A 26,037-nucleotide genomic window follows, 5' to 3' on the forward strand; every position below is an offset into this window, starting at 1 on the left:
ATTTGGGTAACCCTCGGTTTGACGGCTTGCCTCTTCGATTCCAGTGACTCCGATAAACACAAGCCCCTATGGCATGCCGTTTTGGGCGATACGGTAGGAGTATCTTCCGACCCGGACTTCGCCTCGAGTACTTCCGATTCCGGATTAGTCGTTGCATGGGCCCGTAATGATCCTGGCGTCCCTTACCTTCATAGCATCGTGGTGCAACGGATGGACCCTCGAGGGTCATTAGTGTCGCAGTCCTATTGGAACTATCCGGAATCCGTTTCTATCCTCGGAGCCCCTCGCATCTCCGCATATGCCGATGGCGGATTGGTCTGCGCCTGGGTGGCCGCCAACAGGACCGGGCTAGGCGGAACCGTGGTAGTGAAATTGATGAGACCGGAGTCCGGGCTACCTGACCCCATCGAAGTAAATGTGCCGGGCGTACCTTGGGTCTACCGCGCCAATGTTATGGCGCTGCCGGATTCCGGTTACCTGATCGGAGTCGAAGGCGGAAGTGGAATTTGGACGAGCCGCTTCCGTCCGGACGGAACCCCGATTGGACGGGTTTGGGCCAAGACCGACAAGGACTTCCCGAATAGCATCGAATTCGAATCGCGCCCCGGAGGGGGCTGGTTCACGTTCTGGGTAGAGTCCGAAAAATCGGCACTGGGCTCGGATAGCGAAACCGTTCATTGGCAGGCTTTTGATGCGGAGGGCGGAGAAGTCGGGTCCGAGAGGGAGAATAAGATAAAGTCCGTTGATGTCTTCAGCCGCATGCAAACGCAAACCTTAGGCGGAGGCCGCCTCCTGATCCAAATCGGGGAGCCATATAGCCCAGCGGTACTGATGGGGATCACCTCCGGGGGCGAGATCGACCCGGACCTTTCCGCGTCAGATGAACCGGAGGCGGCCGGAATCGTATGCGACTCCGTCCGCTCCCGATGTTATGGATTGGTCCCGACCGGCATCGCAAGGCTTGATGCGAATTTCCATGTCCAATCGATCAGGAGCCTACCCGAGGGCATGGAGATTTTCCCGACCATGCGAATTGATGCTTTGGGCCGGCTGATCCTGATCGGACGAGGCGACTATCGCCGACCCGCCTGGGAACAGCGCGCCTTGCAAGTCTGGACCATCGCGCCTTTCTAGGTTTCCCCGGGCTTCACCGCCTTGAACCGCAACCTCGTATAGTCCGCCGTCCACTTGCCGTCCGGACCTTGCAGAACCGGGCGCAGATCCTCCTGGACCTCATCGAGGAAGGCCCCTCGCTCCGCAGGCGCGATGGGCTTCATGAAATTCTCCGCGAAGGTCTCCAGCCAGGCGCGGAGATCCTTGGGCAGAGGCGTGGGCCGCGGGAATACCTCGCAGCTTTCCACCGCGAAGCCGCGCTCCCGCAATCGGGCGGAGTATTCCGATGCCGAGGCGAAATACCAGGGATTGTGGTCTTCTATGCGGATTCCCCGGCGGGACAAGGCCCTTTCCAGGCCGCCGCGGACAATCGCCACGCATCCCTCTCCCCCGCACTCCCCCACGAACCGGCCGACCGGTTTCAAGGCGCGCCAGACGCCGTCGATGGCGGCGTCTGGGTCCTTCATCCAATGTAGGGTGGCATTGCTGAAGACCGCGTCGAACTCGCCATCGAATCCCAGGCGTTGCGCATCGGCCACACGCGCATCGAGACCTAACTTACGGGCCCCCTCCACCTGGGCCGCGCTTGCGTCCACGCCCACCACGGCGCAACCGAGGTCGGCGAGCTTTTTGGTAAGGAACCCGTCGCCGCAGCCCAGATCGAGGATGCGTTCGCCGGGCATGGGCGCGAGCAACTCGACCACGGGCGCGCCCAGTTCGGCGACGAAACGGGCATTGGCGACATAACGGGCCGGGTCCCAGGTTTGGGGCATGGGGAGAGCGTCTTCCATGGCCGCCTCAGCCTTGCAACAGCTTGTAGTTGATGCCGTCCAACAGGGCCAGCCAGGAAGCCTCGATGATATTGGTCGAGACTCCGAGCGTGCCCCACGGTTCCACCTCGGGGTTGGCGCGATCGTGGAAGCGGATCCAGACGCGTACCTTGGCCCCGGTGCCCTTGTTGTTGTCGAGCACGCGCACCTTATAATCGATCACCTCGATGCCCTTCAGCGCGGGGAAGAAGCGGCTCAGGGCCTTCCAGACCGCCGCGTTCATGGCGTCCACGGGGCCGTTGCCCTCGGCGGCGGTATGCTCGATCTCGTCGCCAACCTTCAGCTTGATGGTAAACTCGGAATAGACTTCACCGTTCTCGCGGCGTTCCTCGATGGAGCGGAAACCCAGGAACTCGAAGCGATCCTTCCACATGTCCAGGCGACGGCGAGCCAAGAGTTGGAAGCTGGCATCGGCGATCTCGAAATGGTAGCCCTCTTCCTCCTTCTGCTTGACGTCGGCGAGGATGGCGGCCACTTGCGGGCTGCGCTTATCCAGGTCGGGGACGATGGCGTGGATCTTATCCCAGACCAGGCTGCTACCGCTCTGGTTGGAGACGATGAAATCGCGCGCGTTGCCGACCAGGGCCGGATCGATATGCTCGAAGCTGCGGGCTATCTTCATGACCCCGTCGATATGGGCCCCGCCCTTATGGGCGAAAGCGGCTTCGCCCACGTAGGGCTGGCGGATATCATCGGACAGGTTGGCGATTTCGCTGACGGCCAGGGACAGGCCGCGCAGGCCCTTGAGCTGATCGTCAGAAACCAAGCGCACGCCCATCTTCAATTGCAAGGCGGCCATGATTACGGTGAGATTGGCGTTGCCGCAGCGTTCGCCGAAACCGTTGATGGTCCCCTGTACCTGGATCGCGCCGGCGCGCACCGCCGCCAAGGAACTGGCCACGCCCGTGCCGGTGTCGTTGTGCAAATGCACGCCCACGGGTACGCCCAGCTTCTCGCGGATAAGCGCGGTCGTCTTCTCGATGTCCCAAGGCAACTGCCCGCCGTTGGTATCGCAAAGGACGATGACGTCGGCCCCGCCGTCGCGCGCGGCCTCGATGGCCTTCAAGGCGTAGCCGGGATTGGCGGCGTAGCCGTCGAAGAAATGCTCGGCGTCGTAAACGACCTCCTGGCAATGCTTCTTCAGGTATTCCACCGAGGCGCGGATCATGCGCAGGTTCTCTTCCAGGGTCGTCCGTAACACCTCGGTTACGTGCAGATCCCAGCTCTTGCCGAAGATGGTGATCACGGGGGCGCCCGAATCCACCAGGTATTTCAGCACCATATCGTCCGCGGGATCGCCCTTGGGCCGGCAGGTGCTGCCGAAGGCCGCGATCTTGGCGTGCTTCCATTCCATCTTCTTCGCCCGGACGAAGAATTCGATATCGGTCGGGTTGGTCGCATTGGGCCAACCGCCTTCGATGTAGTCCACGCCGAACTCGTCGAGCTTGCGCGCGATGGCCAGCTTGTCCTCCAGGGAAAACGAGATTCCCTTGGCCTGGTTGCCGTCGCGCAAGGTGGTATCGTAGATCTTGACCTGCTTCATAAGACCTTTCCCGGCCGAACCTCGGAACCCAAGAGGGGCTTGCGCCGGAGCGCAAAAAAAAAGCCCGCTTCCTGAGGAGCGGGCTTAGCCGTTGGCTGTGGGTAATCCCTAGGCGCCGCTCCGCTCGTTATCGATGCTAATAATTCGAATGCGGGCGATTGCGCGAAGGGCCATGCAGCAAAGGTACACCGGACCGGCCTCCCCTGTCAACGGGGGCCCGGAAACGAGCCCAATCCCTCAGGGAGAAGCCTTTTGGGCCACGACCAGGGCCTGCTTTCCTAAAAAGCGCCAGAGCGGGGGCAGTGCGAGGTATACGCGCACCAGGAAGCCCCAATGCGGCAGGCGGCTCTTGGTGGTGTACGGGAGGAATGCGGGGATCACCTTAATGGGGCGGAAACCGGCCATGATGCAGGCCTCCACCACGGCCTTCTCGGTGAGGGGCACTTGATGATCGAAGAAGTCCCAATACTCGCGATACGCGAAGCGGATGTTGGGCATGAGGACGACGATGCGCCCGCCCGGCTTGAGGGCGCGGTGCACTTCGCGCAGCAGTTCCATCACCTGCGCCTTGTCGGCCAGATGCTCCAGCAGATTGCTGACGAAGACGGCGTCCAGGGTGCCGCTCCCGATCGAGGGCAGGGGCACCACGGGCGCGGTGATGACTTCGACTCCGGGGCCCGCGCAGGCCGCGGTGTCCGGATTCATATCGATGGCGATGCGCCGCTTGGCGCGGATGTGGTTGATGAATTCGCAGTAGCCCGCGCCCAGGTCCAGAACGGCGCCGTCGACGGGGAAGAAGCGCTGCAGCCAGCCGGCCAGGATGGCCCAGAGCTTATCCTTGGAAGCCTTCTCGCCGGGATTGAATCGGACGCGGTACAGCTCGCGGACGCCGTCGAGCGCTCCCATCTCAGTTTCCTTTCCGCGCGGCGGCAGCGATGAATTGCCGCCATTCCGCATTGCCTAGCGGGAAGGGGCGAGAGGAAGCGCGGGCGCGCGGGTCGCCGCGGAAAGGTTCATGGCACGCGTTCTCCCCCTGCGGATTGCCGTGATCGACCACGCGCCAGGGGACGCGCGCGAAAGCGATGCGGGCCGTGCCGGAATCCAAAGCCGGGTAAGCCGAGGGTTGCAGCGAGCGGCGCCAGGGCAGGCCCGATTCCACCACGGCCCCGTCCCCTTGCACGTAGCAGGTGAAATCGTCCTTCTCATGGTGGGGATTGTCGTCGCGGATCAGGGTGAAGAGCTTGAAACCCATGTATCCGAAGGTCGCGCCGGTCATCCGCTCCGGGGTGAGCGAACCCTTCCGTTCCAGCCGCTCGAAAGCGACGTCCGCCAAAGCGTTCTTGTCCATCAGCACCTTATATAGATAGGCATAGCCCACATTGAGGGCGAGGGCGGCCGCGCAGAGCGCGGGGGCGAAGGGCAGGGGCCTCGCATCCGCCGGGCGATCGCGCAAGGCGATCCACGTCGCCAAGAGGGCGGGCTCGGCCAGGTAATAATCCCACATGAATCCGAGCAAGGAGGAAATCGCCAGATAGGCCATGCCCAGGAAAAGATAGGCGTCCGGCTTCAGGCGCCGGCGATCGAGAAGCCATAGGGCGGCCAGCACGATCCCGGTGAGCAGGATCTGGAGGCGGCCGCCACGGTCCAGGGATCCGATGAGAGGGGTCTGGAACCAGACCAGGGATGCCCGGGATCCGAAGGCGAGGAGAAGCAGGGCGAGCGAAGCCGCCAGGGGAAGCAAGGGCCGGCTCAGATTGGCGCGCAGCGCTTCCAGGGGCCGGACGCCTCCCACGGCGATGCCCGCCAGGGAGAGAAAGCCCGCGCCCAGGAGTTGGGCCACGGCGATCTGGCGCGCTACCAGCCCGGCTTGTTTCGAGGAGGCCGGAAGCACATGCAGGTTGGCGTTGAACCAATTTACGTTCATCGCGGCGCGGAGCGCCGCCAAGGCGAGCAGGGAGAGGATCAGGTAGATCGCCACGCGCGCATCGGGCTTGCGGCCCGCGCGCAGGGCCATGGCGGAATCGAAGAGCGGAAGGGCGAAGAGGACCAGGCCGTTCTGCCGATCGGAGATCGCCAAGGTAGCCAGCAGGAAGAAGAGCCCCAGGCGGCCGGAGCGGTAGGCGAAGAGGGCGCCCAGGAAGCAGGCCAAGGTGGGCAAGGCCCCGTGGTAGTCCAAGGACTTGTGCAGGTAGAGGGGAAACGTGGCCGTTACCATGGCCCAACCGGCCGAGGGCCAGGGGCCGAAGCGATCGCGGAAGAGGGCGTAGAAAAGGATGAAAACGGCGGCCGCGAAGAGGGCGAGCAGGCCGTAGGTGGCGAGGTAGAAGTTCCCCGTCAGCAGGTAGACGGCCGAGCTCGCGGCCGTGAGGAAGGCGTTGTGCGGACCGATGAAATCGTGGGTGAAGAGGCGCCCGCGGGCCACGGTCTCCGCCACGCTTTCCATATAGGCGAAATCGTCCCCGCGGGTATAGGTCCCGTGATAGCACAAGGCCTGGTAGAGGGCCAGGTAGATCGCGAAAGCGGCCAGGAAGGCCGGTTCCAGAAAGCGCGGGCGTGCGGCATTCTCCGGCATGGGGAGATTGTAGGACCCGATCCGCCGCGGATCAAGGAGGACGCGTTGCGCGGCGATCCGGGCGGATGCGACAATGGCGGTGGACCCAACCATGACCGCGCCTCCGCATTCCCCGCCGGCTACCACCTTACGGGCCGATCCGGCGGCCCTCACGCCGGCCGGTTGCTATGCCTATTTCCTGATCAAGTACCATTCCCCCGCCTACGCCGCGGTCGGCTTGCTGGCCTTGGCCGCCTTTTACTTCCTCTATCTGCGCTGGGACCGGATGTCCCGCCCCTGGATGGGCCCGCTCGCCTTGGCAGCCACCTCGGCCGGCCTGTTGGGGTTGGGCTACTGGCAATTCGCGCAGTTCGCCGATCAGGGCGATCTCGACCAGTCCCATTACGCCAATTACCTGTGGAACATCGCGCACGGGAATTTGCATTACGCATATCACGGGATGAATATGTGGGCCGTGCACGCGCAATACTCCAGCGTCCTCTGGATCCCGGTCCTACTATGGATCGGGCCCGTGGGCCTTAAGCTGGGCCAAGGGTTTTGCCTCGTCGCCGCGGCCCTGTTGGCGGCCCGCCGCCATCGCTCCCGCCCGGACTTCGCCGCCTGGGCCGCCGCCGCCCTGCTCCTCACCCCCGCCGTCGCGTCGCAATTCTTCTACGGCTTCCATCCGGAATTCATCGCCACGCCCGTCCTGGTCCTGGCCTTGGGAGCCTATCGCGAGGAAAAGCTGGGCCGCTTCCTGGCCTGCGCCCTCTTCCTGGCGTGCAGCAAGGAAGTCTTCACCCTGGCCGTCGGCGGCATCTTGCTGCTGGCCTGGATGGAAAGAAGATGTTGGAAGTGGATCCTCCTTCCGGGCCTGATCTGCGCCGCCGTGATGGGCCTGTACTGGTTCATCATCGTCCCCGCTTTCGCGCCCGAGGGGAATCAGCTCGGTTACCTCATGCCCGCCTCGATGGGGAGCCTGCTCGGGAACCTCTGGAGGCCGCATACCACGGCCTATTTCCTGCATCTCTATGGGCCCATGCTTCCGCTGTTGATCCATATGCCGCGGCGATACCTCATCCTCCCGGTTCCCTTGATGCTGTTCTACGCCGTATTCCCCGATCCCGCCTTCATGATGATGTGGGTCTGCTACGCCTTCCCTTTGGTGTTCCTGGCCGCGGCCGGGCTGGTGCTTGAGAAAGACGCCGCGCAACGCGTTCCCACGAGGGCCTTGGCGACGTGGGCCTGCGCGGCCTTGCTCAGCTATCCGCTCTGGCGCGAGAGCTTCAGCTTACCCCGGCCCAATCCCGCGCGGGAAGCGGTGGCGCATTTGGAAACCGTTATACCCGAATCCGCGGCGGTGGTCGTGAACGGACCGTTCACCGCGCGCTTCACGGCCCGCGCGCGCGCCGAAGCCTTCGGCTGGAACCATCGCCCCCTGGAAGCCTATGACTACGCCATCCTCGACACGGCCTTCAAGCCGGACTGGCTCGTGAACGCCGACTCGCTGTCGCAAACCGCCGCGCGGCTTTCGGCGTCCCCGGCTTGGTCCCGCGAGTATTCGCAAGGCGGAGTGCTGCTGTTCCACCGCACCCGGATCCTGATCTTCCGCCGCACCCCTTAGTTTCCGGAAACCTTTCCCTTCAGGGTCCGGATATACGCGTCCCATTCGCCATCGTTCAGGGGATAGGAGGGCGCATGGAATTCCGGGTCCAGGCGCAAGGCCCGGCCCAGAGCGGCTTCTTCCGCTGCGGGACCATGGACGTCGACGACGCGGTAGGGCACGGTCGCGAAGCCGATGCGGCAAAAGCCCCCGGCCAGGGAATCGGCTCCGGACGGCAATTCGCGCTTGTAACCGCGGCGCCAAGGAAGGCCGGTCTCGACGATGATCCGATCGCGACGCACGTATCCCAGGAATCCCAATAGCAACCCGTCCGTTTGCCCGTCATGGGAGGCGTAGTAATCGAAAAGCTTCCATCCCAACTGGCCGAACGAGGCGCCGGTCATATCCTGGACGCGGGCGCGGCCTTCCCGCTCCAGATGTTCCAACTCCGCGATCGCCACCCGCTGCTTGTCGGATTGGACCTTGTACAGGTAGGCATATCCGCAGTCGGCGGCTAGAGCGAGGGCCAAGGCAACCACGACGTAGCTAGGCAGGGTCGGCGCAGGAGTTCCCTCCAGCGCCAACAACAAGGCCAGCACGGAAATCTCCAGGAAGTAATAGTCCCACCAAGTCCCGCGCAGGGAGGCGAGGAAGACGTAGGCCGCCATCAAGGCCAGATACGGGGAAGGCCGCAGCGTGCGGAAATCGAGGAGGGGCAAAAGGACGAGGAGGATCCAGGGAAGTGCGCGGTTGACCTGCGGCCAGCCGGCCATTCCGAACAAGGGCGTATCGGTAAGCAATAAGGACGGGCCCCAGAATGGGATCAGGGCAAGGAGGCCCGCGGCCGCGAGGGCGGGCCATAACCACTTCCGGGATGCCGAGCTATCGGCAAAAGGAGGGCTAATGAATGCGCGGCTGATTAGGGCCAGGCCGATGGGTGCGCGGCCCTTGAAGGCCCGGCCGGCTACGCATGACGCGATGGAAAGGCATCCAAGGGCCAGATAGGCGCCGACAGCCAGGGCCAGGATGGCATGGCCAGCCAGGGCGGCGAATGGCTCGCTGCGATAGGGTGCATGCGCGGCGGCGAAGGTCCGGTTCATCGAAAAGGCCAAGGCCGCGGCGGCGATGGCCCAGAGCGCGGTCCCCCGGGGTATCGCCCGGGTTACCCCTCTACCATGCCCCGCCTCACGCAAGGCCTGCGCCCAGGGAAGGACCAGCAAGCAAACCTGGTTCTGCCGATTGGCGAAGGCCAGGAAGGCGGCCGCGAAGAACCAGCCCCAACGCCGCGCCTCGAAGGCGATCAGGGCGATCAAGACCAGGTCGAGCGTGAAGAAGGCGGCGTGGAAATCGGAGGCCTTGGCGAAGAAGAGCGGGCAGGCGGCGACGGAGAGGGCCAGCAGGGCGGCATGGCCAGGTCGCAGGCGGGCCGCGAGCAGTCGGGCCAGTAAGGGATAGAAGGCCAGGGCGCAGAAGGCCTGGAAGCCCCAGGTGGCGGCCAGGAAGCTGCCGGTGAGGGCGTAGAGCAGGGCGCAGGCCGCGGAGAAGCAGGCCGCATAAGGCTCCAGCCAATCGTACGCATAGGGACGATGAGAGGCGAGGGTTCCCAGCACGCTCCGCAAGTAGCCGAAATCGTCCCCGGAAACCACGCCGGGATGGAAGCCGAGGGCGAAGTAGAAGAGGGCGTAGGCGGCCCAGCCCCACAGGTAAGGCCGCAGTCCCACGGCGGTCAGGCCGCCTTGGGGGCCGCTCGCAGGAGCCCGCTTTTGTCCCGCGTGAAGCGCGCCTTGAAGGCCAGCCCGTACCAGTGCAGGTAGTTAGGCAACCATTTCCACAGGCGGAACTTGGATTCGCCGCCGGAACGATCGCGCCAGGTGGAAGGCACCTCGCCGATCTTGCAGCCCAGTAAATGCGCCTTGATCAGGATCTCCATGCCGATCTCGAAACCGCCGCTGCTTTCGATGTGGATTCGTTGCAGCAAGGCGCGGCGGTACATCTTGAAGCTATTGGTCACGTCGTGGGTGGGCACGCCGGCCAGCCAGAACAAGGTGGTCCCCGCCAAGCGCGAGAGGGTCTTCTTGAAAAGGGGCCCGCCGATCTGGCGTCCGCCCTTCATATAGCGCGATCCGCAAACCACGTCGCAGCCCTCGTCCATCTTGAGGAGCATGGCGCGCACGGCCGTCATATCGTCGGAAAGGTCGCCCATGCATACGAGGCAAAGCTCGCCCTCGGCGGCTTCGAAACCGGTGCGGATGGCGTTCAGCGCCCCGCGCCCGTAACGGTTCTTCTCGGTCCGGATGCCGCCATGGCCCTTATCGACGTAACGGCGCAGCGGAGGCAAGGTATCGTCCTGATCGAAATCGTACACCACCAGGATGCGGTGGGGATGGTCCACTTTGCTTTGGATCTCTTCCAAGGTGCGGACGATGTTCTCGCCCTCGTTGTAGACCGGGATGATGATCTCGATGGGACCGGCCACTACATGCCCCCGGCGGCGATCTGGCGGCGGATCCAGGGGATGATCTCGTCCAAGGCGGCGTCCAGCCCGGTCTGGGCCGTGAAGCCGATAACGTCGCGGGCCTTGGCGATGTCGGGCACGCGCAATTGCACGTCATGCGAGAAGGGCGCATCGCTTTCGTAGCGGAAGGGCTTGCCGGGATTGATCTTCCCCCAGATCATGCGGGCCAGTTCCAGCACCGTGGTGCTGGTCCCGATGGAAAGGTTGAAATCCTCGTTCCGGGCCCGCTCCGATTCCATCGCCAGGCGGATGCCGCGGGCCAGATCCCCGCCGTAGGTATAATGCCGCACCTGGCTGCCGTCCCCGAGGATGCGCAAGGGATCCTGACCCTTGAGCGCCTTGGCCACCAGATCGGGCACCACGTGGGTCATGGCCAGGGTGACGTTCCCCGACTTCACGTCCGCCCCGCCCAAAGCGCGCTTCTCGCCCGTTCCGATGCAATTGAAGGGCCTTAGGATCGTATACGGAAGCTGGTATTGCTGCCAGGCGCCCAAGGCGAAGTACTCGGTGGCCAGCTTCTGGAAACCGTAGGTGGAAAAAGGCGGCGGGCATTCCTTCTGATGGCCCTCGGGAGAAGGGAAGCGGACCGCGTTCTCGAAAACCATGGAAGAGGATAGGACGGTGATCTTCTTCAGGCGGCCGAGCTTATGGGCCCAGATGGCCGCGTCGAAGGCGGATGCGGTTATGCGCTCGTTCTCGGCCAGGAGATCGTACGCGTAGGCGTGGAAGTAGGAGATGCCCCCGATCATGGCGGCGCAGGCCACGAAATGATCGCACTCGGCGATGAGATCCTTCAGCAGGGCCGTATCCTTGGCGTCGCCCCGCACGTGGCGGTAGCCGGGATTCCCGTCGTAGCTTTTCTCCACCTCGCCGTACTTGGAATCGTTGTCGAGGCCGACCACCTCCCAGCCCCGCTCCAGCAATTCCTCGATCAGGTAGCCGGCGATGAAACCTTTTGAGCCGGTGACCAGGGCCTTCATGCCGCGCCCCGCAGGAAGCTGGGGAAAGGCAGGCAATCCCATACGTCCACCACGGGTTTGCCGCGGAAATCCATGGCCTTGTAACGGGCGTGCGGCGCCCCGATGAAGATCAGGTCGCTCTCGCCGAGAAGGGTTTCCGCGGGCACGAAGCCCGCGTCGCGCACATACGGGTCGGAACAGAGCACCTCGGCGGCCTCGATCTCCAGCACCTTGCGCAGCTTATACGACAACGATTCGCGCTTATCATCGCTCTCCGCCTTGAAGGCCATGCCCAGTATCCCCACCTTCTTCTCGCGCAGGTCCATGCGCTTCTTCGCCTGCTCGACAAGGTAGTTGGGCAGGCCTTCGTTAACGAGCATGGCCCCGTGGCCCAGGAAGAACTTGTTATTCGTGAAGGCGGACAATTGCATGGTGTCCTTGAACAGGCAAGGTCCTGAAGCGAAACCCGGCTTCGGGAAATCGGCCAGGCGCGGATACTGGTGGGTCATGGCCTCGTAGATACGGTGGAAATCCACGCCATAATCGCCGGCGATCATGTAGAACTGGTTGGCGATGGCAAACTGGATATAGCGGTAGGAGTTGGTGAACAGCTTGGTGAGTTCGGCCTCCAAGGGGGTGGTGACCACGATGTCCGGGGTGAGCGTCCGGAACAAGGCGGAGGCGGCTTCCACCGCATCGGGATGGAATCCGGAAACGATCTGCGGCAGGGAATGCAGTTCTTCCAGGGCCTTGCCCTGGGCGATGCGCTCGGGGCAGAAGCATACTTCCACTCCCGGGCAATGCTTTTGCAGGTCGGTGCGCACGTGCTCGGTGGTTCCCGGGTAAAGGGTGCTGCGCAGGATGACGATCTGGCCGTCGCGGAGATGCGGAGCCAGTTCCTTGGTCAGGCGCTTCAGGGATCGGAGTTCCGGATTGAGATGGGGATCCACCGGCGTACCGATGACCACCACGACGTGCTTGGCTTTTCCCGCGACGGCGGAATCGGTGGTGGCCGATAAAGTCTTATGGATGACCCGTCGTAAGGCCTCGTCGGCGCCCTTGTCCATGAAAGGCATGACGCCGCTCTCGATGGGTTCGAGGGCCGCAGCGTTGATATCCTGGATCACCGTCTTCAAGCCGCGATCGGCGAAGGCGATGGAAAGCGGAAGGCCCACATGCCCCGCTCCCCCGATCACGCAAACGTCGTATTCGAACCGATCCGTCATGCGATTGTCAATCTCCCGCCTCCCGGAGGCCGCGTTCCCCCCATTATGGGCTTTCCGGGGACGGAAAGACAATGCCGTACCCCCTAAAAACCCGGATCCGGCCGGCATTCCCGGCGCGCAAAAGCGTATCATCTGGCCGAACCACCATGGCCGGACCATGACCCAGTATGTCGCCAAGCCCTGCCTATTCTGCCCAGGCGGAGCCTGCTTCGAAGAGTTGTATCCGCGGAACTTCCGCGACGAAGATCTCAATCCCGCCGTCTTCTCGGCGCGGCGCGTCACCGAGCATTTCCATTACCGCATGGTCCGCTGCCGGGAAACCGGCCTGGTTTTCTCGCGCGAGGTGCTTCCGGACGCCATGCTGGAGCAGTTGTACGCAGAAAGCCATGTCACCTTCAATGCCTATGCCGGCATCATCCGGCGGGATTACTGGAAGCCCTTCGCGCCTTTCGCCGCCGAAGAGGAACGGGGCGCGGCCCTGGAAATCGGATGCAGCACGGGGTTCTTCTTGGAAGAGTTGTTGGACCGGGGTTACCGGGAGGTCCACGGCTGCGAGCCCAGCGCCGAGGCCCGCCGCCTGGCCTCCCCGCGCGTGGCCGGCGCGATCCGCGGCGGGCTCTTCTCGGACAGCCTATTCCCGGACGCCCGTTTCGATCTGGTGTGCTCCTTCCAGACCCTCGATCATGCCGCCGATCCCGCCGCCATGCTGGCCGCCTGCTTCCGCAAGACCCGCCCCGGGGGATTGCTTTACCTCATCGTCCATGACGCCGAGGGCCTGCAAGCCCGCCTCTTCGGGGAGAAATCGCCCATCATCGATGTCGAGCATATCTACCTGTTCAGCCGCAAGACCTTGGCCCTGGCGGCCGCCCGCGCCGGCTACCAACCCTTAAGCGTTTTTCCCATCCGCAATTCCTATCCCCTGGAATATTGGATCACCCATGCCCCCATTCCCTTCCGGCGCGCCATCGCCAAAGCGGCGCAGGCTTCCGGGCTGGGCCGCCTGCGCCTCCCTTTAAGCCTCGGCAATATCGGGATGGTGGCCCGAAAGCCCGCCGAAGGGTAACCTTCGGGTTGCGGGACGCCGCCATCCTTTCCCCTGGCCCCCCGCTCCGGGGCTACCCTATAATGGCGGTGTGGAATCGCGGCCCGGCCTCTCGGTCATCGTACCCGTATATAAGAGCGTGGAATGCTTGCCGGATTTGTACCGGCGCCTGGGGGAAAGCCTATCGGGAACGGGACTGGACTACGAGATCCTCCTGGTGGAGGACGGCGGCGATGATGGATCGTGGGAATTCCTCGTGGGCCTGGCCGAGCGCGATCCCCGGGTCAGGGCCATCAAGCTGAGCCGCAATTTCGGGCAGCACAACGCTCTCCTCTGCGGCATCCGGGCGGCCCAGCACGCGATCATCGTCACGATAGATGATGATTTGCAGAACCCTCCCGAGGAAATCCCCGCCCTGCTGCGTAAGCTGGAGGAAGGCTACGACGTGGTGTACGGCGCGCCGGATCGGGAACGGCACGGCATGCTACGGGACATGGCCTCGGTGATCACCAAGATTGTGCTACAAGGGGCCATGGGAGCGGCCACGGCCCGCAAGGTCAGCGCCTTCCGCGCCTTCCGCACGCGCCTGCGCGCGGCCTTCGAACATTTCCATGGCCCTTACCTTTCGGTGGACGTTCTGCTCACCTGGGGCACCGCGCGTTTCGCCTCAATCATCGTGCGGCACGATTCCCGCCGCGCCGGGGTTTCCCATTACACCTTGGGCAAACTGTTCAACCATGCCATGAACATGATGACCGGCTTCAGCACCCTCCCCTTGCGGCTGGCGAGCTGGATGGGCTTCGCCTTCACCTTCCTGGGGTTGCTGGTTTTGGCCTACGTGGTGGGGCGCTTCCTGATCCAAGGCGGCGGAGTGCCCGGCTTCCCCTTCCTGGCTTCCATCATCGCGATCTTCTCCGGGGCCCAATTGTTCGCCCTCGGGGTCATCGGCGAGTACCTGGCGCGCATGCATTTGCGATCGTTATCTAAACCCCCTTACGTGGTCGAAGCCCGGAGCGTAACCGCGCGCGAAGGGTTCGCCGCGGGGTAAGCCGATGGAACGCTCCCTCGAACCGGATCGTCTTCCGGAACCCATCCCTTTCAACCGTCCCTTCATCGCGGGCCGCGAGCTGTACCATATCGCCCAGGCCGTGCTGAGCGGGCATCTGGCGGGGAACGGGGAGTTCACCCGCAAATGCCAGGGCTGGCTCGAGGCGCAATCAGGCTGCGGCAAAGCCCTATTGACGGCTTCGTGCACGGGGGCCCTGGAGATGGCCGCCATCCTATGCGGAGTGGAACCCGGCGACGAAGTCATCCTCCCGTCCTTCACCTTCGTGTCCACGGCCAACGCTTTCCATCTGCGCGGCGCCCGCTTGATCTTCGCGGACATCCGCCCCGATACCTTCAATCTCGATCCCGCATCGGTGCAGGAAAGGATCACGGGCAGGACCCGGGCCATCTGCGTGGTCCATTACGCGGGCGTGGGCTGCGACATGGAGGCCTTCGGCGGCATGACGGGAAGCGGCAAACCCATCCTGGTGGAAGACGCCGCCCACGCCCTCGGGGCCTATTATAAAGACAAGCCCCTGGGAAGCTTCGGGGCCCTGTCGGCGTATAGTTTCCACGAGACCAAGAACTTCATCGCGGGCGAAGGCGGGGCGCTGGGTGTGAACGATCCCGCCTTGGCCGATCGCGCCGAGATCATTTGGGAAAAGGGGACCAACCGCAGCCAATACTTCCGCGGGCTCGTCGACAAGTACACGTGGGTGGATATCGGTTCATCCTATTTGCCGTCGGAACTCATCGCCGCCTTCCTGTACGCCCAGTTCGAGCAGGCGGAAGAAATCACGCGGCGCCGCCTGGCGAGCTGGAGCTATTACCGCGCCGGCCTTTCCGATCTGGAAGGGTCCGGCCGCGTCCGCCTGCCCGTGGTCCCCGCCGATTGCCGCCACAACGCCCATATGTTCCAGGTCCTCCTGGAAACGCCCGCCGCGCGCGACGGCTTGATGGAGCACCTGCGCCGGCTCGGCATCATGGCCGTCTTCCATTACGTCCCCCTGCATACCTCGCCGATGGGGCGATCCTTGGGATATCGCGACGGCATGTTCCCCGTGACCGAATCGATCAGTTCCCGGGTCCTGCGGTTGCCGCTCTACTATGATCTCACGACCGCGCAGCAGGATCGCGTGATCGCCGGCGTCCGCGGGTACCTCGGGGTGAAATGATGGCGAGGGACGGTCTGGGGGCGCGGGCACGCATGGCCGCGCGGGCCCGCCTGGCCGGACAACTCGCAGGGCCATTGGCCGCGGCCTGGTTGGCCCTCCCCGACATGGGCCGGCATGCGGCGCATAAGGCCATCTTCCTGATCCTGGTCCTGGCCGGAACCGCCTGGGCCTGGACGCGGCCCTCCCGCCTGTTGGCCGCCCCCGGGGGCCGAAGGCTTCCCTTCATCCTGTCCATGTTGGCCCTATGCGGGGCAACGGCGGCCGGCATGTTGGCGGTCTCCAACTTTTCCAACTTCGATTGGGGCGATATCTCCTTTTATCTCTCCAGCTTCCGTTCCTCTCATGGATGGTTGCCGGGCGAGAACGCCGTCAGCGGCCGGCTCTTCCTGGCGCACCATTCCGAATTCTGGTGCATTCCGGTGGGATGGCTGTTCCGCCTCGCGCCCGGGCCCTATATCGTGCAGGCCGCGCAAGCCGGCTTCGTGCTGGCTACATGGGCAATCGTCCGATCATGGATCAAGCGGACAACGCGGGATGAAGCCTGGGGGGAATGGTTGGCCTTCGCTTTCGCGCTTTCGCCCTGCCTGATCGTCCCGCTCCTGAAAGGCTTTCATGGAGCGGCCACCGCTCTGCCCTTTCTGGCTCTGGCCGCTACGGCTTACCACGATCGGCGTTGGCGCATCTTCCTGCCCGCTCTGCTGGGCCTGATGCTGGCCAAGGAAGTCTTCGCACTGACCGCCATAAGCCTGGGCTGCCTCGCCCTGTTGCAACGGAGGCCTTGGCATTGGATCGTGATCCCAGTATCGATCGGCCTCGCTTACGGCCTGTTCCTGCGTTTCTGGTTCTTCCCGCATATGCTGGGCGACTCCGGGTATTTCTACTCCCACCTCGGGCAGGATTGGCGGGCGGGAATGCATCGCGTGCTTTCCGCGGATTCGGCCCCCTATGCCATCGCCATCGTCGTAGCGGGGGGAGGCGCGGCCTGCTTGCGCAGTCCATATGTCCTGCTTGCCCTTCCCAGCCTGTTCCTGAACGTTTACCTGGGCGGCACCTTCGCCTCTCCGGCCTTCCATTACGTGATCGAACCCGCCTTCTGGGCCTTCTTCGCGGGCATCGCGAGCCTGGCCCGGCGGCCGCGCGAATCCGAACCGGTGAAATCCGGCCTGGTCGGCGCCCATTCGGACCTCGCCGATTCAGGTACCATCCGTCTCATCCCGGGCCGGGCCGCGGTTTCCTCTATCGCTTGCCTGTTGCTGCTAGCCCTGGTTTCTCTGCGCGGGCTTCCCCTGTATCTGCATCATCCCTACGCCGCATCCTACCAGGCGGCCTTGGCGCGCATCCCGGAAGGCGCCACGCTGTCTTCCGGAGTGCCGCTGGACGATCGGCTTTGGAAAACGGGCCGGTGGTATTGGATCCATTACGGCGGAGAAGCCTGGCTCTGGTATTCCGCGGATGAGGCATGCCTTTCGGGACGCTATGCGCTGCTTCCCTTGCTCCCGGGCCCGATGTCCATGTTCGATGCCGATGAACGATCCCGGATCCAGGCTTGCCTGACCCGCCTGCGGGCCGATACGGCCTATGCCGAAATCTGGTCGGATGGGACCTTGGCGCTCCTGCGCCGGCGCGCCGAATAGACCGAACCGGAGGGCCCGGGATGCGCCCTAGGTATCTTCGCTGTTACCTAGCGGAGGCGCTACGGCCTTGCTCCGATGGGCTCCGCGGGCAGGCGCCCAATCGCCGGCGGACCGGCGGGGGGAAGGCGCCTCGCGCAAACGTTTCCAGGCCGCCTCCGCGATCCGAGCGGGCGAAATCCCGTGCAGGTGGTTCATGAATTCCTGTCTCCCTTGCGCGCCCGTCGGGGAATCCGTGACGCCGCAGCGCGTTATCCGGCAGGCCAGGCCGTTTTCCGCGGCCACCTCGCAGGCCAGGGAACCCAGGCCGCCCGTGGCGTAGTGGCCTTCCACGGTTACGGCGAAAGGGAAGCGGGACATGAGGGAAATCAGATCCGCTTCGGGAGCGGGGCTGACGGAAGAGATGGCCGCCACCGTGCTGGCGACGCCGCGTTCGGCCAATTGATCGGCGGCGGCGAGGGCGGATCGCACCGCGGGACCCAAGGCCAGGAACAAGGCATCGCCCCCTTCCCGCACCACGTGCAAACGGCCGGGCTCGAAGCGCCCGTCCAAGCCGGGTACCCGGTAGACATCGTCTTTGCCGAGGCGGAAATAGGCCGGAGCCGCATCGTCGTGCAGGGCCAATACGGCGGAGCGGCATTGGGCCGCATCGGCCGGGGCTACGACCTTGAGGCCGGGAAGCATCCGCAAGGCGCCCACGTCCTCCAAGGCGTAATGCGTGGGGCCGGCATGATCGTACTCGAATCCGCCTCCCACCCCGATGATGCGCACCGGAAGGCGCTGCAGGACCGGCCCGTTGCGGATGAATTCATAGGGGCGCAAGGCGGCGAAGGTGGCGATGGAGTAGACGTACGGGATGAAACCGGCTTCGGCCAGCCCCGTCGCGACGCCCACCATGTTCTGCTCCGCCACCCCGACGTTGAAGAAGCGGTCGGGGAAGCGCTGCGCGAAAGGTTCCACGAAGAGATAGCCGAGATCGGCGGTGAGGAAAACCGTGCGCGGATCCCTTTCGGCCAGCTCCAGCAAAGCGCCGATCAAAGCCTTCCTCATGGCGCCCCCAGCCCGGACATGGCGGTCGCGTATTCCGCGTCCGACAGGGGCCAATAATGCCACTTAACCTGGCCTTCCATGAAACCGACGCCTTTGCCGCTCAGGGTGCGCGCCAGTACGATGCGCGGCCGGCTTCCCGCGCCCGTGGGATCCAGGCTGGCCCGCAAGGCGGCGGCATCATGCCCGTCGGCTTCGCGTACGTCCCAGCCGAAGGCCCGCCAGCGCGGGGCCAGCGGAGTAAGGTCGATGACTTCGCGAGTCGGGCCCATGGCCTGCTGGCCGTTCACGTCCACGATGGCGTCCAGGTTGCCGAGCTTATGATGCGCGGCGAACATCGCGGCTTCCCAGGTCGAGCCCTCGTTGAGCTCGGCATCGCTCAAGAGCACGCGCGCCCGCGTGCCCTGGCCTTTGAGGCGCATCGCCAGGGCTGCGCCGGCCCCCAGGGAAAGCCCTTGCCCCAGGGAACCCGAAGAGAAATCCACGCCGGGCAAATCCCTTTCCGGGTGCACCGGCAGCCTTCCGCCATCGGTGCAATAGGTCGACAGGGTATCGCGATCGATGCGACCGCGTAGGAACAGGCAGGCGTAAAGGGCCAGGGCGGCATGGCCCTTGGAAAGGACGAAGCGATCGCGGGCGTTAGCGTCGGCGGGGGAGTCGAGGCTCCCGTCGAAAAGCGCGGCCAGGATGTCGGCCACCGACAGGGCGGAACCGATATGCCCTACCCCCGCGCGCTTCGCCTGTTCCAGCACGATACGGCGGATGGCTTGGCCGGTAACCTGCGGATGGAGGGGAGAAGGGGTCATGGATCGCATTCCGTCTTCCCATTCTACCCCCCGCGGCCCGCGGGGTCCAGGGCCAGGAGATGCGCCGGAGCGGGCCGGAATGTTACAATCTGCCGTGAAACGGGCGCGGCTATGACGATGACGGATGCATGGGCGGACCTGGACGCCGAATTCCAGGCCCAGGTGCGGGGATTGCAGGGGCCCATCCTGGTCCTCGGGGCCGGGGGGTTCGTGGGCTTCAATTTGTTCGAAGCCCTGCGCTCGCTGCGCCCGGACGTATTCGCCGCGACCCACCGCCTCAACGCCGGCTGGCGCTTGGCCCGGGCCGCCTTGCCCGCCTCCCGACTGCTGGTCTGCGATCTCAATTACGCGCATTCGGTGCGGCACTTGGTCGAGACCTGCCGGCCGCGCACCGTTTTCAACCTGGCCGCGTACGGGGCCTATCCCCATCAGCAGGACGCCGAACTCATCTACCGCACCAATTTCCTTTCCACCCAGCATTTGCTCGAGGCCCTGCGGCCTTCCGGCTTCGACGCCTACGTGCATGCGGGATCTTCTTCCGAGTACGGACTGCGCGCCGCGGCCCCCCGGGAAAGCGATGAGCGGCAAGATCCACGCCTTGCCCGTGGTCAACCTGCGCCTCTATTCGGTGTATGGTCCTTGGGAAGAGCCCGAGCGCCTCATCCCGACCCTGGTGGAAAAGGCGCGCGAGGGCAAGCAGCCCCCCTTCGTCGCTCCCGGCATTTCGCGCGACTTCGTCTACGTGGGTGATGCCTTGCGGGCTTTCGCCGCCGCCGCCGCCCGCATGAAGCCGGCGCTGTACGGGGAATCCTTCAACATCGCCACCGGCACCCGCACCACCATGGCCGATCTGGCGGCGCTGGCCCGCTCCGAATTCGCCGTACCCGAGGAGCCATCTTTCGGTTCCATGCCCAACCGCCGCTGGGACGTGGAGGATTGGTACGGCAATCCCGCCAAGGCCGCCGAGTGCCTGGGCTGGAAGGCCCAAGTCCCGTTGGCAAAGGGATTGCGGGCCACTTATGACTGGCAGCGCGGCGTCGATTACGCCGGCCTCAAGGCCCTCAGCCGCAGCCAGGGAGAAGGCAAGGCCACGGAAATCTCGGCCATCATCGCTTGCTACAAGGACGCGCGCGCCATTCCCGAGATGCATGCGCGCCTGGCCGCCGTGTTCGCGGAGCTGGCCTTCACCTACGAAATCATCTTCGTGAACGATTGCTCCCCGGACGAAAGCCGCGAAGTGCTCCGTAAACTCTCGGTGGAGGACCCCAATGTGGTCGCGGTGGAGCATACGCGCAATTTCGGATCCCAATCGGCGTTCATGAGCGGGATGGGGGTGGCTTCCGGCAAGGCCATCGTCCTCCTCGACGGGGACCTCCAGGATCCTCCCGAGATCATCCCCGAGTTCATCGCCAAATGGCGCGAGGGCTACGACGTGGTCTACGGCAGCCGTATTAAGCGCGAGGCGCCTTGGCTCTTGAACCTCGCCTACAAAGGCTTCTACCGGATCTTCCGTCGCATGTCCTATATCCAAGTGCCCATCGATGCGGGCGATTTCTCGCTCATGGATCGCAAGGTGGTGGAGGAACTGCTGTCCCTGCCCGAGAAGGATCGCTTCCTACGGGGCTTGCGCGCCTGGGTGGGATTCCGCCAGATCGGCGTGCCCTATCTGCGGCCCGAACGCAAGTACGGAACCAGCACCAATAGCCTCCTGAAAAACGTCGCTTGGGCCAAGAAGGGAATCTTCTCCTTCACCTACAAGCCCTTGGAAGTGATGGGCTACGTCGGCGTGGCGCTTTTCTTCCTTTCCCTGTTCGGGATCGTATGGCAGGTCATCGACCGTCTCCGTCATCCCCTCATACCCTGGGGAGTCAGCACCATCATCAGCATCACCTTGTTCCTGGGAGGCATGCAGTTGCTTTGCATGGCCGTACTGGGGGAATACATCGCAAAGATTTTCGAGGAAGCGAAGGGGCGCCCGCTTTACATCCGCCATTCGCTTACGCATGCGGGCGTGGAATACCAGGGTCGTCAGCGCATCGGAGATTTCTTGGCCAACCGCCGCAACGGCGTCTGAGCTCCGCCCCAAGCCGAATTCGCTACGAGGGCCAGGCCCTCCCAGTCGGAAATCCTCACAACCAAAAATGGTGTACGATTTCGCGCTGCTTCACCAGGTAGCCATGGCGCTCGTAAAGAGCGCAGGCCGCAAGGTTCGCGCCTTGGGTGACGACGCTGGCGCGCGCGCAGCCCCGCGCGCGGAACCATTCCCCTGACGCGCGCATCAGCTCGGAGCCCAGGCCCCGGCCTTCCATGCCTGGCGCCACCGCGATGAGCCCGATGGAGCCTTCCCCGTCCCGGGCCGTAAGGGTAACGACGCTGACCGGATCCGCCACGCCGGGCAAAACCAATACGGCATCGGCGCGTTCTCCGGTCAGGGACTTGCGCATCCATTCGCGATACAGGGCGCGAAAGCCCTCGGCCGGGAAATGGGGATCGGTTTTGAATCGGGAATATTTCCCGGCGTGTATCGCCAGGTCCTCCAGGACCCGATCCCAACCCCGCCCCGTCGCATCCACCGCGCGCCCCGGAGCAGCCGAACCGATGGAAACGGCAGGGGTGGATGCCGCCGGCAGCGGATCCGCTAGGTACCTGACGCGCTCATCGACCCGCATCCCGCCCAGGGCAGAGGCCGCCGCCAAGCCTTCCTTATCCTCCGGAAGCGTATTCCAGTATGCGAGGCGGACGCCGCCGGATCGCAATGACTCCACGGCTTTCCCCAATGCCCCGGCGGGCAAGCCCGGGCGTAAGCGCGCGGTCGGGAAGCCGAAGCAGGCGGTGTCCCAGGGAAGCGCTTCCCAGTCCGGGAGCGGAGTCGCGGCCGTCATCCTTCAGGCCTTGGCAACCAGAACGACCGCGTCCGAAGGGATGCGGAGGGTATCGCGGAGGACGTGGACTTCCAGGTCCGGGAAAATCCCGCGCCCAAGGCCGGCATACCCTTCGGGCGTGCGGACGTTGCGGCCGCGATCACGGGAGACTACGTAACGGGCGAGTTTCCCTTGGCCGGCCACGAAGGCGGGATCGATGGTGGCCAAACGCCCGCCCGGCTTGAGCGACTGCCGGGCGCAATCGAAGACGCGCGCGGCTTCGGCGTCGTCCAAGTGGTGAAGCACTCCGAAGGCGATGGCGAAATCGAACTTCCCTTCGCCTTCGAGGCCTTGCGCCGCCCCATGCGCATCGACCCTGGCGCAGGTAAACCGGCCGCGCTCCCCATAACGCGCGCGCGCGGCTGCGATGTAATCCTCGCTGAAATCGAATCCCAGGTAACCGCAACCGTCGGGGAGGTAGGAGAGCATGTTCCCGGTACCGCAGCCGATGTCCAGGACGCGGGCGCCGGGGGAAGGGCGCAGGAACTCGTTTACGAAACGGCGACGGAGGGCGACGCCGCCGACCAGGTCTTGGAAGAAATCGTAGAACCAGGGCCAGGTCAGCAGCCGGCGGAGTCCGGTATCGTTCTGGGCCATGCCGGAATTGTACCGCCTTGGCGGATGGGGCTCAACCTCGATCGGGTTGTGGCCTTTAAACCGTGGTGAGCCAGCCGAACTTGTCGGCAGCTTCACCGTATTGGATCGCCTGCAAGGCCTTATAAAGCCGGGTCAGGGTCTCCCCCGCCTTGCCTTTTTCGCCGAAGGTGAACTTCTTATCGCGGTATTGGATCGAATACACGGGAGTGATCACCGCGGCCGTGCCGCAGGCGCCCACTTCCTTGAATTGTTCCAGCCCCGACAAGCGGATGGGTCCGCGCACCACCCGGAGACCCATGTCTTTCGCCAGCATCTGCAACGACTCGTTGGTGATGCTTTCCAGGATGGACGGCGATTCCGGGGTCTTGAATTGCCCGTCCGGGGTGATGCCGATGAAGTTGGAGGTCCCGAACTCGTCCACGTACAGGTTCTCGCGGGGATCGGCGAAAAGCACGATGGGATATCCCATCTTCTTGGCCACGATGCCGGGCTTGAGGCTGGCCGCGTAATTGCCGGCGCATTTGGCCCGACCGGTCCCTTTGGGGGCGGCGCGATCGTAATCCTCCGTCACCAGCGCTTCCACGGGTGCGAAGCCATCCTTATAATAAGGGCCCACCGGCGTCACCAGCACGATGAAGGAAAAGGTCGAAGAGGGCTTGATGCCTACCGTCGGCTCGGTGCCGATCAAAAGCGGGCGCAGATACATGCTGGCGCCGGTGCCGTGCGGAGGCAAGAAGTCACGATTCCGATCCACGGCCATGCGGCAGGCCTCGATGAAGAGCTCCGTCGAAGGCGCTTCCATGCACAAGCGATCGGCGGATGCGTGCATGCGCTCGGCGTTGCGCTCGGGACGGAACATCACGGCTTTGCCCGCCTGGGTGGTGAAGGCCTTGAGCCCCTCGAAAACGGCTTGGCCGTAATGCAGGCAATTGGCGGCGACGTGCATGGGCAAGTAAGGTTCCCGCTTGAACTCCAAGGGGCCCCACTTCCCGTCCTTGAAATCGGCTTGCGCGTGCCCGTTGGTCGGTAGGTAGGCGAATCCTAGGTTTTTCCAGTCAAGTGATGGCATGGGCGGCTCCTGATTTTACCAAGATAATAAGAGCCCCCGCGGGAATGGAGGCTCTTAATCGATGATTCGGCTTCATGGCGCCATGCGAGCGCCGAAGAATTCGGCCAGCTTCCGCAATTCTTCCGGTTCGCGGGCCTGCCCTGGCGCCAGGCCGACGCCGGGCGGGGCCCCCTCCGGCATTTCCGATACGGCCGGATGGACCATCAGCTCGAAACGCCGCTGCGGTTCGGCCAGCACCCGCTCCAATCCGAGGCGGTTCGCCTCCAAGGTGAAGGCGGTGCTGGTGAAGAATCCCAGGAAGGCGGGAGGCCTGCGGACCGCCCGCATGCGCGCCAGGGCTTGCAGCCCGGCCCCGAAGGGGAAGCGATAAACCATCGCGCGGCGCAAGCCCTCGTAGGGCACGCGCAGGCGGGGCACGTTGAATTCGCGTTGCAGGGAAAGGGCGATCCCCCAAAGGCCGGGCAGGACATGCAGATGCTGATGGCTGTCGAGATGATCGGGGTCCCTGCCGATGCGCCGCCGCAACTCCGCCACCTGGGCCCGCCACGACGATCGCAGGCCCGGCAGGGGAAACTTCCCGGTTACGTAGCGGGAGAGGAAATCGCGGAAATGACCGGGATGCTCGCGTAGTCCCGGCCCCGTCACGGCCAGATGGGCGCCCACCTTGACCGACGGGTGCCGCCGCAGCATCGCGCGCAAGAGTCCCTCGTGGAACGGATCGGTAAATGGATACACCGAGAAGGAGTTGATCAGGCCCTCGTCCAAGCATAGGGCGATGGCCATGGAAACCCGGGCGTCCAGCCCGAAGTCGTCGGCGTTGATGATGAGGTTGGCGGGAATCACGTGGCCGCCTTGGCGAGAATGGCTTCCACGCCGGTGCAGGCCAGCTCGTCGATCCAGGGAAGGGCGGGAAAGCCTACCGCCGGCAATCCGAACTTCAAGCGGAAATCCGGGCGGATGAGATAGCGATGGAAACGCTCCAGGCGCAGGCCCGCTGCGGGAAGCATTCGCCGGAACCCGCCTATCGTCAGCCGCGTTCGCAGCACGCTTTCCATATCCTCGGCCAAGGCCCGGTTCGATTTATAACTATTCCCTTCCAGGCGCAAGGCGCGCCGGAACCAGGCTTCGGGAAGCGCCTGGAGCCAGGGCACGTTGGCGAAGAACCCGGCGCCGTTATGCTGATGCCCGCCGAAGGGCGACCAGAAGGGCGCGAAGCTCGCGAAGATGATCCCTCCCGGAGCCAAGAGCGAAGCCGCCTTCAGGAGGGCGTCCGCCGCATGGGGCATATGCTCCAGCACGTCGCGCAGCACGATGAGATCGAAACCCCCGTCCGCGACCGAAAAGAAATCCCGCGCTTCCAGGACCACGCCGGCGGGCGCTTCGGCTTTCCCGCGCGCGATCATTTCCGCATCCAGATCGAGGCCCAGGGCCCGCCCCAACGGGTAGATTTCCGCCAGAGCGGCCAGGACGCCGCCGTAACCGCAGCCCACGTCCAACACCGCCTTGCCGGCCGGCCCGAATCCCTGGCGCGCCAAGGCCGGGATGAGCCCGATCCGGCACAGCTTTTTTTCGTAGGCGAAATAGTCCGTAACCAAGGCGTTACCGGGTGAAGCGAAGAAGGGAAGAAGGATTGAACGTACCGAGGGGATCGATGGCGCAACGGAATCCGCGTTCGCGGGCGAAGGCGGCGTATTCCGGGAAAGGCCGCATGCCGTTGAGCGCGCCGGAATCGCGCGTGCGCCGCAGGACCCGCACCATGAGCCACTCTTCCGCCACCGCGCGGAAGCCCGAAAAGCCCTTGGCCTCATCCAAGCTCTTGACCAGGATGACGCTGTCGGCGCCGGGAGCCAAGCGGTCCATGGCCCAGGCCAGCATCCGCAGCTGCAATTCCCATGGCATCAGGTAAATGACGTCCAGGAACAGGATATTGCCGAAGCGCTCCGGCAGGCCGGCTACCTCGCGGGCATCGCCCGGGAAGAAAGCCGGCTGATCAACTGACGATGGCTCGATGGATGCCCGGCCCGTAGACGCTCGGTCGAAGGACGGTCCGTTCGCATGCGCGGCATCCAGGCTGGCGCGCGCCGCCGCGATCTTGCGCTCGTCGATGTCCGTTCCGTAATACTTCAAACTCGATCCCGTCTCCCGCAGGAACCAGGCCAAATGCCCGAATCCGCAGCCCACGTCCAGGAGGTTGTCCGGCCCGGTCAGATGCTTCAGGAGTTTATCGTAAGGGCAAAGGTGCAGACGGCCGCGCAAATGCCAACGCTGGAAAGAGGAAGCCCGCGGATAGCGGGTAACGATGCGGTCGGCCAGGGCGGGATCCACGCCTCATCCTATCATTCCGGGCGGGAACGCTTCAATA

Annotated in this window: 22 protein-coding genes and 1 pseudogene; 7 read left to right on the forward strand and 16 right to left on the reverse strand. The window is 64.3% G+C overall.

Annotated features, from left to right (window positions below; all coding sequences use genetic code 11):
- Positions 1 to 417: 417 nt before the first annotated feature.
- Entirely contained in the window at positions 418 to 1,134 is a 717-nt protein-coding gene (locus tag JF616_08675; protein MBW8887815.1) for a hypothetical protein, read from the forward strand.
- On the opposite strand, the gene JF616_08680 is transcribed toward JF616_08675, so the two are convergent.
- The 4 genes from JF616_08680 to JF616_08695 form a co-directional block, all read right to left on the reverse strand.
- A complete protein-coding gene (locus JF616_08680) occupies positions 1,131 to 1,886 on the reverse strand; it encodes a methyltransferase domain-containing protein (protein MBW8887816.1) in 756 nt (251 codons plus the stop codon). The genes JF616_08675 and JF616_08680 overlap by 4 nt on opposite strands.
- A 25-nt stretch (positions 1,887 to 1,911) precedes the next feature.
- Positions 1,912 to 3,486, reverse strand: coding sequence for a citramalate synthase (locus JF616_08685; GenBank protein ID MBW8887817.1), 1,575 nt, complete (start codon positions 3,484 to 3,486; stop codon positions 1,912 to 1,914).
- Between the two features lie 237 nt (positions 3,487 to 3,723).
- On the reverse strand, positions 3,724 to 4,392 hold the full coding sequence (locus JF616_08690) for a class I SAM-dependent methyltransferase (GenBank protein MBW8887818.1): 669 nt from the start codon (positions 4,390 to 4,392) through the stop codon (positions 3,724 to 3,726).
- Position 4,393: 1 nt separating this feature from the next.
- On the reverse strand, positions 4,394 to 6,151 hold the full coding sequence (locus tag JF616_08695) for a hypothetical protein (GenBank protein ID MBW8887819.1): 1,758 nt from the start codon (positions 6,149 to 6,151) through the stop codon (positions 4,394 to 4,396).
- Between JF616_08695 and JF616_08700 the strand changes: the two genes are divergently transcribed.
- On the forward strand, positions 6,132 to 7,661 hold the full coding sequence (locus JF616_08700; GenBank protein ID MBW8887820.1) for a DUF2079 domain-containing protein: 1,530 nt from the start codon (positions 6,132 to 6,134) through the stop codon (positions 7,659 to 7,661). The genes JF616_08695 and JF616_08700 overlap by 20 nt on opposite strands.
- Here the strand turns inward: JF616_08700 and JF616_08705 are convergent.
- Genes JF616_08705 through JF616_08720 form a run of 4 tightly spaced genes read right to left on the reverse strand, consistent with a single transcriptional unit; the run spans position 7,658 to position 12,340 of the window.
- A complete protein-coding gene (locus JF616_08705; GenBank protein MBW8887821.1) occupies positions 7,658 to 9,361 on the reverse strand; it encodes a hypothetical protein in 1,704 nt (567 codons plus the stop codon). The genes JF616_08700 and JF616_08705 overlap by 4 nt on opposite strands.
- A 5-nt stretch (positions 9,362 to 9,366) precedes the next feature.
- Entirely contained in the window at positions 9,367 to 10,116 is a 750-nt protein-coding gene (locus tag JF616_08710) for a glycosyltransferase (protein ID MBW8887822.1), read from the reverse strand.
- Positions 10,116 to 11,135, reverse strand: coding sequence for an NAD(P)-dependent oxidoreductase (locus tag JF616_08715; GenBank protein MBW8887823.1), 1,020 nt, complete (start codon positions 11,133 to 11,135; stop codon positions 10,116 to 10,118). The genes JF616_08710 and JF616_08715 overlap by 1 nt, the downstream gene beginning before the upstream one ends.
- Entirely contained in the window at positions 11,132 to 12,340 is a 1,209-nt protein-coding gene (locus JF616_08720; protein ID MBW8887824.1) for a nucleotide sugar dehydrogenase, read from the reverse strand. Before JF616_08720 ends, JF616_08715 begins: the two co-directional genes overlap by 4 nt.
- A gap of 157 nt (positions 12,341 to 12,497) precedes the next feature.
- On the opposite strand from JF616_08720, the gene JF616_08725 reads away from it, so the two are divergent.
- The 4 genes from JF616_08725 to JF616_08740 all read left to right on the forward strand — a co-directional run bounded on the left by JF616_08725 (position 12,498) and on the right by JF616_08740 (position 17,238).
- Positions 12,498 to 13,403 (forward strand): class I SAM-dependent methyltransferase, encoded by a 906-nt coding sequence (locus JF616_08725; protein ID MBW8887825.1) that lies wholly within the window; start codon positions 12,498 to 12,500, stop codon positions 13,401 to 13,403.
- 70 nt (positions 13,404 to 13,473) lie between these two features.
- Positions 13,474 to 14,430 (forward strand): glycosyltransferase, encoded by a 957-nt coding sequence (locus tag JF616_08730; protein ID MBW8887826.1) that lies wholly within the window; start codon positions 13,474 to 13,476, stop codon positions 14,428 to 14,430.
- Between the two features lie 4 nt (positions 14,431 to 14,434).
- Positions 14,435 to 15,604 (forward strand): dTDP-4-amino-4,6-dideoxygalactose transaminase, encoded by a 1,170-nt coding sequence (gene rffA, locus JF616_08735; GenBank protein MBW8887827.1) that lies wholly within the window; start codon positions 14,435 to 14,437, stop codon positions 15,602 to 15,604.
- Positions 15,601 to 17,238: a DUF2079 domain-containing protein gene (locus JF616_08740; GenBank protein ID MBW8887828.1), complete on the forward strand. Its 1,638-nt coding sequence runs from the start codon at positions 15,601 to 15,603 to the stop codon at positions 17,236 to 17,238. Before rffA ends, JF616_08740 begins: the two co-directional genes overlap by 4 nt.
- Positions 17,239 to 17,265: 27 nt before the next feature.
- On the opposite strand, the gene JF616_08745 is transcribed toward JF616_08740, so the two are convergent.
- Both JF616_08745 and JF616_08750 read right to left on the reverse strand, forming a co-directional pair.
- Positions 17,266 to 18,285, reverse strand: coding sequence for a 1-deoxy-D-xylulose-5-phosphate synthase (locus JF616_08745; GenBank protein MBW8887829.1), 1,020 nt, complete (start codon positions 18,283 to 18,285; stop codon positions 17,266 to 17,268).
- Positions 18,282 to 19,097, reverse strand: a complete 816-nt coding sequence (locus JF616_08750; protein MBW8887830.1) for a transketolase — start codon at positions 19,095 to 19,097, stop codon at positions 18,282 to 18,284. Before JF616_08750 ends, JF616_08745 begins: the two co-directional genes overlap by 4 nt.
- 108 nt (positions 19,098 to 19,205) lie before the next feature.
- Between JF616_08750 and JF616_08755 the strand changes: the two are divergent.
- Positions 19,206 to 21,162: pseudogene (locus JF616_08755) on the forward strand (NAD-dependent epimerase/dehydratase family protein).
- Positions 21,163 to 21,217: 55 nt separating this feature from the next.
- On the opposite strand, the gene JF616_08760 reads toward JF616_08755, so the two are convergent.
- From JF616_08760 to JF616_08785, 6 genes are all read right to left on the reverse strand, one after another.
- Entirely contained in the window at positions 21,218 to 21,970 is a 753-nt protein-coding gene (locus tag JF616_08760; GenBank protein ID MBW8887831.1) for a GNAT family N-acetyltransferase, read from the reverse strand.
- A gap of 3 nt (positions 21,971 to 21,973) precedes the next feature.
- Positions 21,974 to 22,606 (reverse strand): class I SAM-dependent methyltransferase, encoded by a 633-nt coding sequence (locus tag JF616_08765; protein ID MBW8887832.1) that lies wholly within the window; start codon positions 22,604 to 22,606, stop codon positions 21,974 to 21,976.
- 55 nt (positions 22,607 to 22,661) lie between these two features.
- A complete protein-coding gene (locus tag JF616_08770) occupies positions 22,662 to 23,675 on the reverse strand; it encodes a branched-chain amino acid aminotransferase (protein ID MBW8887833.1) in 1,014 nt (337 codons plus the stop codon).
- A gap of 72 nt (positions 23,676 to 23,747) precedes the next feature.
- Entirely contained in the window at positions 23,748 to 24,518 is a 771-nt protein-coding gene (locus JF616_08775; protein MBW8887834.1) for a ChbG/HpnK family deacetylase, read from the reverse strand.
- Positions 24,515 to 25,270, reverse strand: coding sequence for a methyltransferase domain-containing protein (locus tag JF616_08780; GenBank protein ID MBW8887835.1), 756 nt, complete (start codon positions 25,268 to 25,270; stop codon positions 24,515 to 24,517). Before JF616_08780 ends, JF616_08775 begins: the two co-directional genes overlap by 4 nt.
- 4 nt (positions 25,271 to 25,274) lie before the next feature.
- Positions 25,275 to 26,000: a class I SAM-dependent methyltransferase gene (locus tag JF616_08785; GenBank protein MBW8887836.1), complete on the reverse strand. Its 726-nt coding sequence runs from the start codon at positions 25,998 to 26,000 to the stop codon at positions 25,275 to 25,277.
- Positions 26,001 to 26,037 lie beyond the last annotated feature (37 nt).

It is taken from the genome of Fibrobacterota bacterium (genome assembly GCA_019509785.1).
GTDB lineage: Bacteria > Fibrobacterota > Fibrobacteria > UBA11236 > UBA11236 > Chersky-265.

What these genes read in the sequence shown, in the direction of transcription:
- JF616_08725 (MBW8887825.1), top strand. Translation starts at nt 12,498, where the DNA reads ATGACCCAGTATGTCGCCAAGCCCTGCCTATTCTGCCCAGGCGGAGCC.
- JF616_08720 (MBW8887824.1), bottom strand. Translation starts at nt 12,340, where the DNA reads ATGACGGATCGGTTCGAATACGACGTTTGCGTGATCGGGGGAGCGGGG.
- JF616_08680 (MBW8887816.1), bottom strand. Translation starts at nt 1,886, where the DNA reads ATGCCCCAAACCTGGGACCCGGCCCGTTATGTCGCCAATGCCCGTTTC.
- JF616_08740 (MBW8887828.1), top strand. Translation starts at nt 15,601, where the DNA reads ATGATGGCGAGGGACGGTCTGGGGGCGCGGGCACGCATGGCCGCGCGG.
- JF616_08745 (MBW8887829.1), bottom strand. Translation starts at nt 18,285, where the DNA reads ATGAGGAAGGCTTTGATCGGCGCTTTGCTGGAGCTGGCCGAAAGGGAT.
- JF616_08685 (MBW8887817.1), bottom strand. Translation starts at nt 3,486, where the DNA reads ATGAAGCAGGTCAAGATCTACGATACCACCTTGCGCGACGGCAACCAG.
- JF616_08750 (MBW8887830.1), bottom strand. Translation starts at nt 19,097, where the DNA reads ATGCGATCCATGACCCCTTCTCCCCTCCATCCGCAGGTTACCGGCCAA.
- JF616_08695 (MBW8887819.1), bottom strand. Translation starts at nt 6,151, where the DNA reads ATGGTTGGGTCCACCGCCATTGTCGCATCCGCCCGGATCGCCGCGCAA.
- JF616_08765 (MBW8887832.1), bottom strand. Translation starts at nt 22,606, where the DNA reads ATGGCCCAGAACGATACCGGACTCCGCCGGCTGCTGACCTGGCCCTGG.
- JF616_08715 (MBW8887823.1), bottom strand. Translation starts at nt 11,135, where the DNA reads ATGAAGGCCCTGGTCACCGGCTCAAAAGGTTTCATCGCCGGCTACCTG.
- JF616_08700 (MBW8887820.1), top strand. Translation starts at nt 6,132, where the DNA reads ATGGCGGTGGACCCAACCATGACCGCGCCTCCGCATTCCCCGCCGGCT.
- rffA (MBW8887827.1), top strand. Translation starts at nt 14,435, where the DNA reads ATGGAACGCTCCCTCGAACCGGATCGTCTTCCGGAACCCATCCCTTTC.
- JF616_08690 (MBW8887818.1), bottom strand. Translation starts at nt 4,392, where the DNA reads ATGGGAGCGCTCGACGGCGTCCGCGAGCTGTACCGCGTCCGATTCAAT.
- JF616_08770 (MBW8887833.1), bottom strand. Translation starts at nt 23,675, where the DNA reads ATGCCATCACTTGACTGGAAAAACCTAGGATTCGCCTACCTACCGACC.
- JF616_08760 (MBW8887831.1), bottom strand. Translation starts at nt 21,970, where the DNA reads ATGACGGCCGCGACTCCGCTCCCGGACTGGGAAGCGCTTCCCTGGGAC.